Below are 11,787 nucleotides of genomic sequence, written 5' to 3'. Positions count from 1 at the left end.
GGGCGCTGCGCGCCGCGCGCCGCGACTTATCGCTTATTTCAGCATTTTTCGGCTGCTGCGGCCTACGCCCGAATTGGCGGGCGACAGGGCTAGTTCGACGGCGCCGAGGCGGGCAGGGACGCAGCCGGGGTCGCCTCGGGCTGGATGACCGAGCGGTTCTCGATGATCCCGTTGTCCAGGTAGGTCTCGACGATGTCGTACGTGATCTGGTTCGGGTACGGGTCGCCCTGGGCGAAGTTGTTGCCGTCGACGCGGGCGATCACGCAGTACGTGATGAAGTGCCCCTTGTAGTTCCACCCGAGTTGCGTCGGCGCGCGCACGAGGGCGTCGGTGCCGGTGCCCGCGCCCACGCTCATGCCCGCGAAACGGCCCTTCTGGCCGTCGACGATCGGCTTGATCCCGTCGAAGGTCTTGGCCGCGACCTGCTCGCTCGTCACGTTGAAGATGCCGGCCGTGATGAGGTACTCCTGGTTCGGCGACTTCATCGTCGCGCGCACGACCTCCGTGCACCCCGCGCCCGCCAGCAGGGTTGCCAGCTGCTCGGTCGCGGCCGCCTTGCAGTCGTTGGACGCCTTCGTGGCGAGGATGACGTACGGCGGCTCGTCGGGCACCGCGACGATGTTGTTGCTCGGGAACACCTCGGCCTCGGTCAGCGCCTTCGGGTCCACGTCGCGGCTGCTGATGTCGCGCTTCTGCGGCGCCGACGAGGCGCCGGACTTGGCCGAGTCCGGGCCGTTCTTCTCGTCCTTGAAGATGAACCAGGTGCCCACGCCGCACGCGCCGAGCACGACCAGCACGGCGATCGCGCTGAGCGTGGCGACCCACCGGTGCGGACGCGGACCGGGGCGCACCGGGTCGATGGCGGACCGGGGGCGGTCGAGCCGGTCGTCACGGTCGGGCGGTCCGCCACGATCGGAGCGGCGGGGCGACTCGCGCAGGGCGCGCTTGGTCCCCCCGGTGGTGTATTCGCCGGTGTACTCGCCCGTGCCCCGGCCGCGCCTACGCACACCGGACGGCTCGTCGTACGGGTCGTAGCCCATCTCGTCGTCGGGCGCGCGGCGCTGCTGCGGGGGCTCGTCGTACGCGGGCCGACGCCGCATCGCCTCGTCGCGCCGACGCACGCCGCTCTCGTCGCGACGCACGGTCTCGGGCGGGGCCGCGGCCTCGAACCCGGCGCGGGCGCGGCGGCCGGTGTCCTCGAAGCCGCGCGCCTCGTCGTCGTACGCCGGGCGGCTCCGGCGCCCGCGCGGGTCCTCGCCGGGCCGGAACATGGTGGTCTCACCCGCGTACGGCGCGCCGCTGCGCGGGCCCGCGTCCTCGAAGCCGCGCGCGGGGGCGTCGGCCGGCGGGGCGCCGTACACGCGGGCGGTGCCGTTCGTGCGCGCGCCGTCGGCCGCGTCCCGGGTGGCCTCGCGCCGCCGCCGCACGCCGGCGTCGTCACCGGGGCGGAACATCGTGGTCTCGCCGGCGAACGGCACGCCGCGCCCGCCGTTCGCCCCGTCCCCGAGGCCGTTGCGGCGGGGGTCGGCGTCGGGCTCGGCCGCGCGACGGCGGCCGCCCAGGTCTCCGGTACGCGGCGAGTCGTCGGCGGCCCGGCGGCGCCCACTACCGGTCACGTCGGCGGCGCGCTCACCGCCGCGGGGGCCCAGGTCACCGGTCAGGCCGCCCCGGCCGCTCAGGTCGCCGCCGCGGGGGCCCAGGTCGCCGCTCATGCCACCGCGGCCGCTCAGGTCGCCCCGGGCGCCGTTCGCGCCGCCGCGGGGGCCCGGGTCGCCGCCGCGGGTCGTGAGGTCGCCGGTCCGGGGGCCGAGGTCGCCGGTGCGTGGGTCGGCGTAGGCGGCCGGCTGCTCCTCGGCGGCGCGGCGGGCCCGGCGGGCGGCGCCGCTCGTCGGGGACGAGTCCGGGCGCATGTTCGGGAAGATCGGCACCAGCGGTGGCGGGTCGGCCGTCGGGGCGGCCGCGGCCAGCTCGGTGAGGGGCTTGATGATCGGGGTCAGCTCCGGACCGCGATCGTACGACTGCGCATCGCGCTCGCGGGCCCGTCGCCGGCCGCGCGGCTCGTCGCTCGCGGGCGGGACGGGGATCTGCTGGTCAAGCGGGGGGCGGGCCGGGGGTGCCGGCATCCGGCCGAAGGTGCCGCTCGGGGAGTCGTCGGCGGCCCGGCGGCGGCCGCCCGGAGCGGTGGCGTCCGGGGTCGACCAGCCGTCGACGTTGGCCGGGCGGGCCGGGGGCGGGGCCGGCGGGAGCGCGCCCGGGCCGAAGACGCCGCTGGGGGAGTCGTCGCGGGCGCGGCGGCCGCGCACCCCACCGGTGCGGGGGTCGCCACCGCGCGCGTCACGGAGATCGCCCGTGCGCGGATCGCCGCCCCGGGGGTCGGAACGCAGGTCGCCCGAGCGAGGGTCCGAGCGGGGGTCGCCCGTGCGGGGGTCGGAGCGCAGGTCGCCGGTGCGGGGGTCGGGGCGGACGTCGCCGGTGCGCGGGTCGGGGCCCGTGCGCGAATCGGGGCCCACGCGGCGCAGGGCCGTCGTACGGTCGAACGAGCCCGAGCGGTCCATCGGGTCGGGGCGGTCGAAGGACCCGGCCCGCTCGCCCGTGCCCGAGCGCTCCAGACGACCCGGGCCCGGCCCGTCGAAGTCGAAGGGGTCGGGCGGCGGCGCGGAGAAGGGGTCGGGCTCGCCCCGGCTGCTGCCGCGTAGACCGGCCAGCCAGTTGTCGGCTTCGTCCGCCTCGTCCCGGCGGAACGAGTCGGAGCGCCGCTTCCGGCGCTGCTCGTCCCGAGAAGTCATGTCGCACAGGGTAGCCGACGTCGCGGTGCGGTGGCTTGTCGGCGATGTCTCGTACCTCTCGAACGGGTGGCCGCCGAAACCGCCGGTCATCTGCGCGTGGACAATGCGTTGCGAACGGCGGGCAGGAGGGGCATGTTGGCAGGCGAGCACTACTTCTCGGCCGACCCGGCGGTGGCGCACGAGCGGCACGAGGTCGTCTTCCACGCGCTGGACCAGGAGTTTCGCCTGGCCTCCGCGTCCGGGGTGTTCTCGTGGAGCGGCCTGGACCGGGGCACCGCGGTGCTGCTCGGCGAGGCCCCGCTGCCGGGCCCGCAGACCGAGGGCGCGCTGCTGGACCTGGGCTGCGGGTACGGCCCGATCTCGGTCGTCCTCGCGTCCGCGGCGCCGCGGACGACGGTCTACGCGATCGACGTGAATCAGCGCGCGCTCGACCTCGTGCGGGAGAACGCGGGCGGGCGCCGCATCGTCGCGGCGATGCCCGACGAGGTGCCGGCGACTGTCAGCTTTGCGCAGATCTGGTCGAACCCGCCGATCCGGATCGGCAAGGCGGAGCTGCACGCGCTGCTGCTGCGCTGGCTGCCCCGGCTCGCCCCGGACGGGGTCGCGTGGCTGGTCGTGGCCAAGAACCTCGGCGGCGACTCGCTGCAGCGCTGGCTCGCCGAGCAGGGCTTCACGGCCGAGCGCCACGCCTCCGACAAGGGTTTCCGGGTACTCAAGGTCGGAAAACCGCTTTCGTAAGGTACGACTGCCGATGAAGCTCTTCAGACGTGGGATATGTGGACGTCGCAGGGGTCGGGCACACGCTGCCGGACGGCCGTGAGCTCTTCTCCGAGGTCTCGTTCCGGGTCGGCGAGGGCGCGAAGGTGGCGCTCGTCGGGCCGAACGGGGCCGGCAAGACGACCCTGCTGAAGATGGTCGCCGGCGACCTGCCGGTGCATGAGGGCGCCGTGGCGCGCTCCGGCGGGCTGGGCGTGATGCGCCAGTTCATCGGCATGATCGGGGACGACCGGACGCTGTACGACCTGGCGCTCGACCTGGCCCCGCCGCGCCTGAACGAGATCGGCCGCCGCGTGGCCGACGCCGAGCGCGGGCTGGCCGACGGGACCGAGAAGTCGCAGCTCAGGTACGCCAATGCGCTCGCGGCGTGGGGCGAGGCGGGCGGGTACGACGCGGAGGTCCTCTTCGACACCGCGAGCGTGGCCGCGCTGGGCCTGCCCTGGGACGCCACGCGCGACCGGCCGGTGCGCACGCTCTCGGGCGGGCAGCAGAAGCGGTTCGCGCTCGAGCTGCTCCTGCGCGGCGAGGACGAGGTGCTGCTGCTGGACGAGCCGGACAACTTCCTCGACGTACCGGGGAAGCGCTGGCTCGAGGACCGTCTGCGCGAGTCCGCGAAGAGCGTGCTGTATGTCTCGCACGACCGCGAGCTGCTGGCCCGGTCCGCGGATCGCGTGGTCGCGGTCGAGGGCGGCTCCGCGTGGGTGCACCCGGGCGGGTTCGCGTCGTGGCACGAGGCCCGCAGCGCCCGCCACGAGCGCCTGGACGAGCTGCGGCGCCGCTGGGACGAGGAGCGCGAGAAGCTCAAGGCGCTCGTGCTGATGTACCGCACGAAGGCCGCCTACAACGACGGGCTGGCCTCGCGCCTGCAGGCCGCCGAGACCCGGCTGCGCAAGTTCGAGGAGGCCGGGCCGCCACCGGCGCCGCCGAAGGAGCAGGACATTCGGATGCGGCTTTCCGGCGGGCGTACCGCCAAACGCGCCGTCATGTGCGAACAGCTCGAGCTCGACGGGCTGACCTACCCCTTCGACCTGGAGATCTGGTACGGCGACCGCGTGGCCGTCCTCGGCGGCAACGGCACCGGCAAGTCGCACTTCCTGCGGCTGCTGGCGCGCGGCGGCACCGACCCGGACGGCCCGCAGATCGGCATGGAGATGACGCCGGTGGCGCACGGCGGCCGGGTGCGCCTCGGCGCGCGGGTGCGGCCGGGCCACTTCTCGCAGACGCACGACCGCCCGGAGCTGCTGGACAAGACCCTCGCCGAGATCCTCTGGCGCGGCGACGACTGGCGCACCGGCCTGCCGCGCCCGCAGGCGATGCCGGCGCTGGGGCGGTACGAGCTCGCGGCCCAGGCCGACCAGCGCTTCGGCAGCCTCTCCGGCGGCCAGCAGGCCCGGTTCCTGGTGCTGCTGCTGGAGCTGTCCGGGGCGACGCTGCTGCTGCTCGACGAGCCGACCGACAACCTCGACCTGGCCAGCGCCGAGGCCTTGGAGGAGGGCCTGCGCGGCTTCGACGGCACGGTGATCGCGGTCACGCACGACCGCTGGTTCAGCCGCTCCTTCGACCGGTACGTGCTCTTCCGCGCCGACGGTGAGGTGGTGGAGGTACCGGAACCGGTCTGGGAGGGGCGCGGCTGACGGACTGGTTGTGCGGTCCGTCGGTCACCCTCCGTGGTGATCTGTCGCCGTGGAGCCGACTGTTGTACTCACCATCGGGGCGTCCGACTGCTCCGGCGGCTCGGGCCTGCAGGCCGACCTGCGGACCCTGGCCGCGCTGCGGATGCACGGCGCCTCGGTCGTGACCGCGGTGATGTCGCGCAACACGCGCGAGACCGCCGACCTCTTCCCGCAGCCGACGAACGTCGTCACCGCGCAGCTCAGCAGCGTGCTGGAGGACCTGCGGGTGGCCGCGGTGAAGACCGGCATCCTGCCCACGCCGGAGACGGCCGTGGCGATCGCGGCCCGCGCACGCACCGGCGCCCTGCCCAACCTCGTCGTCGACCCCGTCCTCACGACGGCGTCGGGCTCGCGGATGGGGCTCATCGCGGCCTACGAGCGGCTGATCCCCCACGCGAGCGTCCTCACCCCGAACCGCGAGGAGGCCTCGGCCCTGGTCGGCTGGACCGTCCTCACGCCGGAGGACATGGCCACGGCCGCGTCCCAGCTCTCCGCGCGCGGCCCGCGCTGCGTGGTCATCACCGGCGGCGACTTCGCGGTCGGCACCGAGGCGATCGACATGGTCTGGTCGGACGGCGAGGCGCGCCTGCTGCACAGCCCGCGCATCGCGAGCCGCAACACCGACGGCAGCGGCGCCACCTTCGCCACGGCCGTGGCCGCGCGCCTGGCCGCCGGCGACGAGACCGGTGTGGCGGTGTCCTGGGCGAAGGGCTTCGTGGGCCGTGCGATCGGCGACGCGACGGACTGGCGCCTGGGCGGCGGCACCGGCCCGATCGACCAGTTCGGCTGGTCTTCGCTTACCGTCCGCTGAACGCCGGGCGCCCTCGCGCACCTGAAACGAGGCGACGGCTGAGGCGTGCGAACATGTCGCAATGCACCGCACAGGGCGACGCCGGCGAGTGAAGCGGCTGGGACGCCGTATCGCGACGGTGGCGCTGCGGCGGACTTCGACGGGCGTTCGGGCCGCCGGCGCGCTGCGGGATCACGCCGGATGGGCCGATATCGGCCCGGTTCAATCAAGAATGCGGCAGGCGGCACGATCGACGGCGAAGTTCGACGCATTTCAAGGCATCGGCATGAGGCTCGCGAGTTTGCCGGTGGCGGCCCTCGGCATATGGGTCAGCTATGGAACGGCATTTTCACTCGTCCCGAACGCCGGCGCCGGTAGCGCCGCCTTCTTTGCTCTCCCGATCTCACTCCTCGCCTTGCTGTTGATCGCGGACAACCGGGCGCGTTGGGGTGTGCGACTGTCGTCGTCCGTCGTTATCGTGTCAGGTGCGTTCACGCTGACGGTGTTCGCGTGGTTGATCGGTCTCGTGCAAGGGGCCCGTCCGTGGCGGTATTTTCTGCAGCCCCAGGGGGATGCCGTCGGCTCGGTCGCGTCCGACGTCGTGACCGGATTGGCGGCGGGCTTTACCGGAGCCTTGGTCTATGTTCTTGTCGGCTATGTCTTCGGTCTGGTCGTAGCGGGCAGCAGTTTCTACTTCAAAAGACCGTACGTGCTCGATTTTTCTTTGGTTCGCCTGTCTGAGGTCATCATCTGGTTGACGTCGGACGCTGCTCGGTTTCGTGACATCGGCGAGCGGGCCAGGATGTGCAACAAAATCGAGCAGGTGGCGCGAATCCTCGACCGTGGTCTCCCGTCGCTGCTCCGAACCGGACGGGCCGACGTCGACGCTCCCGTCCGTAGGCGGCTCCGCGAGGCGGCGTTACACGTCCGCGGTTACCAGGTATGGATGGCGTTGCCGAATTCGGGCAGTCAGCGAGAGTTGCTGGCGGCCTGTTTGCGTTTGTACGGGGCACTTGCGGTAGCTGAGTTCGACGCGTTGCCCGCCGGCCCGCTACCGAACGTTCCCCGAGCCCGTCGGCTGGGCGCCGTCCTGCGCGGACTGCGGACCGTGGTCATTGCCTCACTGCCGCTCGTGGCCGTGATCGTGCTGCGCCGGTTCGACGTCAAGCTGTCGGAGCCGCTGAACAGCGGCGCGCTCGCGGTCTCCGCGTTGCTGGCCGTGGCCGGTCTGATGAACGTGCTCGACGCCTCCTGGAGCAGCCGGCTCGCCGCGGTCAAGGATGTGCTCGAGCCGTTCAAGGCGTTCGGCGGCGGCTCAAAATAGCCGTCGTTCCGCCGCCCCCGGGGTGGTGTGGCGAGGGATACGGGTCCGTGGCCGAGTACGCCGCGGCGGGTGGTGGATGATGCATGCCATGGACGAGAAGACGCTGATCCACCAGATCTCGACGTTTGTCGACGAGGAGCACGGGCTGCGCACCCAGCTGCAGGCAGGCAAGATCACCGAGCAGGAGGAGCACGACCGGCTGCGCTCGCTCGAGGAGCAGCTCGACCAGCTCTGGGACCTGCTGCGGCGCCGGCGCGCGGCGAAGTTGCAGGGTGTTTCGCCCGACGAGGTCGAGCTGCACTCCGTCGACGAGGTCGAGCACTACCTGCAGTAGCTAGTCCACCCGCAGGCGGTAGCCGCGCTTCACCACCGTCTGGACGAAGGCCGAGCCGCCCAGGGCCGCCCGCAGGCGGGCCACCGCCATCTCGACCGCGTGCTCGTCCGCGCCCCGCGGCAGCTCGCGCAGGAGGGCCGCCCGCGACAGGACGCGGCCGGGCGAGGCGGCCAGGGCGCGCAGCACCGCCATCGGGCCCGGGGCCAGGGGCTTCAGGGTGCCGTCGATTATCGCGGCGTGCCCGCGCAGGGTCACCGCGGCGCCCGCGACCTGCAGGGTGGGCGAGCGCTTGGGCAGCTCGTCCACCAGGATGCGCACGAGCGCGCCGAGGCGGGCCCGGGCCGGCGCGGCCACCGGGACGCCCAGGCGCTGCAGCGGCGCCGCGGTGACGGGGCCCACGCAGGCTGCCAGGACGTCGGTGCGCAGGGCCTCGAGCACGTCCGGCGCCTCGGGGCCGGCCACGCGCAGCAGCGAGCTGACGGCCGGCGCCGACGTGAACGTGACCGAGTCGACCAGGCGCGAGCAGATCAGGTCGACCAGCCGGCGCAGGGGCGCGGGGTCGACGGGGGGAGCCCAGCGGTACACCGGGATCTCCACCACGACCGCGCCCGCGTCGCGCAGGGCGGACGTGAACTCGGGGTGGGGCTCCCCGTGCAGCTGCAGGGCGATGCGCCGCCCCGCGATGCCGCCCGGGTAGCCGCCCGACGTCAGGTAGTCGAGGACCTCGTCGCAGCTCTCCGTCTCCGGGGACCAGGCCTCCAGCATGCCCGCCGCCCGCACGGCGCCCTTGGCCTTGGGGCCGCGCGCGATCAGGTACGCGCCGTCGAGCCGCGCCCGCAGCGCCTCCCCGAGGCCCCAGCCCTCCGCGGCCTCGATCCAGCCCCGCAGGCCGATGCCCGTGGTGGCGATGACGATGGCGGGCGGCACGTCGACGCACGAGATCGTGGCCGCCTTGAGCTCGGTGTCGTCCGCGACCGGCACGATGCGCAGCGCCGGGGCGAGCACCACCCGGGCGCCGCGCCGCTCCAGCAGCGCGCTGAGCTCGTCGCGGCGCCGGTCGGCGGTCACGGCCACGGTGAACCCGGCCAGGGGCAGGTCCTCGCCCGAGTCCGGCCGCATCTCGATCGTGCTGCTCGCACTCACGCGCGATCTCCCAAACCGGACGCGATCTCGACCATGCCGTCGGTGATGCGCACCTCGTACACCGGCACCCGCACCCCCAGCTCGTCCAGGCACTCCCCGGTGGCCAGGTCGAACGCCTGCTTGTGCATGGGGGAGGCGACCACGGCCCGGTCGCCCCGGCTGCCGACGATCCCGCGCGAGAGCACGGCCGCGCCGCTGATCGGGTCGACGTTGCCGATGGCGTGCACGGTGCCGTCGGAGGTCCGGAAGAGCGCCACCTGGTCCCCGCCCACGAGGGCGGCCACCCCCCGGTCCGGCTCGAGGCGGACGAACGGGCAGACGACGGTCCAGCTCATGAGCGTGCTCCCAGGACGAGGGGGACAGGCTGTCCGCGTTCGGATACGAAGGTGATCGTCGGGTCGGGGGTGCCGGGGGCGTTGACGAACGAGACGAACCGCGCCAGGCGCTCCGGGTCTTCGACGGTCGCCCGCCACTCGTCGGCGTACGACGTGACGTGGCGGGCCATCATGGCGTCGAGCTCCGCGGCGATGCCGAGGGAGTCCTCCACGATTACCGCGCGCAGGTAGTCGAGCCCGCCCTCCAGCCCCTCGATCCAGGCCGCGGTGCGCTGGAGCCGGTCGGCGGTGCGGATGTAGAACATCAGGAACCGGTCCACGACCCGGATGAGCTCCTCGGTCGGCAGGTCCGAGGCGAGCAGGTCGGCGTGGCGGGGCCGGAAGCCGCCGTTGCCGCCGACGTAGAGGTTCCAGCCGTTGTCGGTGGCGATGATGCCGAAGTCCTTGCTCCGGGCCTCGGCGCACTCGCGGGCGCAGCCGGACACCGCGGACTTGAGCTTGTGCGGGGCGCGCAGGCCGCGGTACCGCAGCTCCAGTTCGATCGCCAGCCCGACCGAGTCCTGCACGCCGTAGCGGCACCAGGTCGACCCGACGCAGGACTTCACGGTGCGCAGCGCCTTGCCGTAGGCGTGCCCGGACTCGAACCCGGCCGCGACCAGCCGGCTCCAGATCGCGGGCAGCTGCTCGACCCGGGCGCCCAGCAGGTCGATGCGCTGGCCGCCGGTGATCTTGGTGTACAGGTTGAAGTCCCGCGCCACCTCGCCGATCACGATCAGCTTCTCCGGCGTGATCTCCCCGCCGGGGATGCGCGGGACCACCGAGTACGTGCCGTTGCGCTGGATGTTGGCCAGGAAGTGATCGTTGGTGTCCTGCAGCGAGGCCTGCTCCCCGTCGAGCACGTAGTCGTTGTGCAGCGAGGCGAGGATCGAGGCGACCGTCGGTTTGCACACGTCGCAGCCGCGCCCGCGCCCGTGCTCCTCGATGAGCTGCGAGAACGTGCGGATCTCGCGGATCCGCACGATGTCGAAGAGCTCGGCGCGGGAGTACTCGAAGTGCTCGCACAGCGCCTTGGAGGCCGCGACACCGTTGGAGACGAGGATCTTCTTCAGCAGCGGCACGCAGGACCCGCAGCTCGTGCCGGCCCGGGTGCACTCCTTGATCGCGGCGACGTCGGTGCAGCCCTCCGCGATCGCGGCCACCACCTGGCCCTGGGTGACCGCGTTGCAGCTGCAGACCTGCGCCTCGGCCGGCAGCGCCACGTCGCCGGCCGCGTCCCCGGCCAGCAGGGCGAGCGGGTGCCCGGGCAGCGGGCCGCCGACGCTGGCCCGCAGCGTTGGGTACGCGCTCGCGTCCCCCACGAGGATGCCGCCGAGCAGCGTCTGGGCGTCGTCGGAGAGCACCAGCTTCGCGTAGCGCCCGTTCGCCGGGTCTAGGTACACGATGTCGAGGAGGTCTTCGCGCAGGGCGTCGCCGAAGCTGGCCACGTCGACGCCGAGCAGTTTGAGCTTGGTGGAGGTGTCCGCGCCGGGGAACTCGGCGGCCCCGCCGAGCAGCCGGTCGGCGACGACCTCGGCCATCGCGTAGCCGGGCGCGACCAGCCCGTAGCAGCGGCCCTCGATCGCGGCGCACTCGCCGACGGCGTAGATCGCGGGGTCCTCGGTGCGGCAGCCGGCGTCGACGAGCACGCCGCCGCGCGCCCCCGTGGCCAGCCCGGCGGCCCGGGCGAGCTCGTCGCGGGGCCGGATGCCGGCCGCGACCACCACGATGTCGGCCGGCACGTGGGCGCCGTCGGACAGCGTCAGGTTGAGCCGTCCGCCCGGCGAGGTCTGGCGGATCGCGGTCGTGCCGGCGCCGAGGTGCACGCGCACGCCGAGGTCCTCCACGAACCGCCGCAGCACCGCCCCGCCCGCCGCGTCGACCTGCACCGGCATCAGCCGCGGGGCGAACTCGATCACGTGGGTGCGCAGGCCCAGCAGGCGCAGCGCGTTGGCCGCCTCCAGGCCGAGCAGCCCGCCGCCGATCACGGCGCCGACCTCGCGGCCCTGGGCGTGGTCCCGGATCGCCTCGAGGTCGTCCAGGGTGCGGTACACGAAGACGCCCGCCTGGTCCACCCCGGTGATCGGCGGCACGAAGGCCGACGATCCGGTCGCGAGGACCAGGGCGTCGTACTCGTACACGCCGCGGCCGGTGAAGACCTTGCGCGCGGCCCGGTCGATCGACTGCACCGGCTCGCCGAGCCGCAGGTCGACCCCGTCGGGCAGATCGTAGGTCAGCTCCTGGGCCGAGACCCCGTCGAAGTACGCCGACAGGCGCACCCGGTCGTAGGCCGGGCGGCCCTCCTCGGCGAGCACGGTGATCTGCCACCGGCGCCCCGTGTCGCGAGCGGTCAGGGCCTCGGCGAACCGGTGCCCGACCATGCCGTGGCCGACCACGACCACTTTCATCGACGGACCTGAGTCAGCCACCGCTTCGGACATGGCCAAAGGCTGCCGAAGGGCGGTTTCGCTCCAAAGTCCCGAATGTTTCGCGCCTGCTAAGAGCGCCTCACACGCGGCTCCAGCAGGGCGTTACCGAGCCGTGTTGGATTCGACGCCGCATTGTAGATTGGCGACCGTCCGCGGCTGG

General features: G+C 73.4%; 9 protein-coding genes. 5 read left to right on the top strand and 4 right to left on the bottom strand.

Features of this window, described 5'->3' with window-relative positions; translation table 11 throughout:
* Window positions 1-89: 89 nt before the first annotated feature.
* On the bottom strand, window positions 90-2,786 hold the full coding sequence (locus AB0B76_RS14405; protein WP_360374611.1) for a hypothetical protein: 2,697 nt from the start codon (window positions 2,784-2,786) through the stop codon (window positions 90-92).
* Window positions 2,787-2,921: 135 nt separating this feature from the next.
* Between AB0B76_RS14405 and AB0B76_RS14400 the strand changes: the two genes are divergently transcribed.
* From AB0B76_RS14400 to AB0B76_RS14380, 5 genes are all read left to right on the top strand, one after another.
* Window positions 2,922-3,524: a methyltransferase gene (locus tag AB0B76_RS14400; protein WP_360374895.1), complete on the top strand. Its 603-nt coding sequence runs from the start codon at window positions 2,922-2,924 to the stop codon at window positions 3,522-3,524.
* 29 nt (window positions 3,525-3,553) lie between these two features.
* On the top strand, window positions 3,554-5,197 hold the full coding sequence (locus tag AB0B76_RS14395; RefSeq protein WP_360374609.1) for an ATP-binding cassette domain-containing protein: 1,644 nt from the start codon (window positions 3,554-3,556) through the stop codon (window positions 5,195-5,197).
* Window positions 5,198-5,246: 49 nt separating this feature from the next.
* Window positions 5,247-6,047, top strand: coding sequence for a bifunctional hydroxymethylpyrimidine kinase/phosphomethylpyrimidine kinase (gene thiD, locus AB0B76_RS14390; protein ID WP_360374607.1), 801 nt, complete (start codon window positions 5,247-5,249; stop codon window positions 6,045-6,047).
* A gap of 88 nt (window positions 6,048-6,135) precedes the next feature.
* Window positions 6,136-7,350: a hypothetical protein gene (locus tag AB0B76_RS14385; protein WP_360374605.1), complete on the top strand. Its 1,215-nt coding sequence runs from the start codon at window positions 6,136-6,138 to the stop codon at window positions 7,348-7,350.
* Between the two features lie 88 nt (window positions 7,351-7,438).
* Window positions 7,439-7,684, top strand: coding sequence for a DUF2630 family protein (locus AB0B76_RS14380; protein ID WP_360374603.1), 246 nt, complete (start codon window positions 7,439-7,441; stop codon window positions 7,682-7,684).
* Here AB0B76_RS14380 and AB0B76_RS14375 read toward each other — a convergent pair whose 3' ends face one another.
* From AB0B76_RS14375 to nirB, 3 genes are read right to left on the bottom strand one after another with little or no spacing between them, the layout of a single operon-like run.
* A complete protein-coding gene (locus tag AB0B76_RS14375; protein ID WP_360374894.1) occupies window positions 7,685-8,803 on the bottom strand; it encodes a uroporphyrinogen-III synthase in 1,119 nt (372 codons plus the stop codon).
* Between the two features lie 20 nt (window positions 8,804-8,823).
* A complete protein-coding gene (nirD, locus tag AB0B76_RS14370; protein WP_360374601.1) occupies window positions 8,824-9,162 on the bottom strand; it encodes a nitrite reductase small subunit NirD in 339 nt (112 codons plus the stop codon).
* Window positions 9,159-11,606 (bottom strand): nitrite reductase large subunit NirB, encoded by a 2,448-nt coding sequence (nirB, locus tag AB0B76_RS14365; RefSeq protein ID WP_360374599.1) that lies wholly within the window; start codon window positions 11,604-11,606, stop codon window positions 9,159-9,161. The genes nirD and nirB overlap by 4 nt, the downstream gene beginning before the upstream one ends.
* Between the last annotated feature and the right edge of the window lie 181 nt (window positions 11,607-11,787).

The sequence above is a fragment of the Dactylosporangium sp. NPDC049140 genome, assembly GCF_040648435.1.
The sequence above is the reverse complement of the archived record's forward strand: the minus strand, read 5'-3'. Positions and strand labels throughout refer to the sequence as shown.

Excerpts from the sequence above, each read along its gene's own strand:
- AB0B76_RS14405 (WP_360374611.1), bottom strand. The coding sequence starts at position 2,786 with ATGACTTCTCGGGACGAGCAGCGCCGGAAGCGGCGCTCCGACTCGTTC.
- AB0B76_RS14380 (WP_360374603.1), top strand. The coding sequence starts at position 7,439 with ATGGACGAGAAGACGCTGATCCACCAGATCTCGACGTTTGTCGACGAG.
- AB0B76_RS14375 (WP_360374894.1), bottom strand. The coding sequence starts at position 8,803 with ATGCGGCCGGACTCGGGCGAGGACCTGCCCCTGGCCGGGTTCACCGTG.
- nirD (WP_360374601.1), bottom strand. The coding sequence starts at position 9,162 with ATGAGCTGGACCGTCGTCTGCCCGTTCGTCCGCCTCGAGCCGGACCGG.
- nirB (WP_360374599.1), bottom strand. The coding sequence starts at position 11,606 with ATGAAAGTGGTCGTGGTCGGCCACGGCATGGTCGGGCACCGGTTCGCC.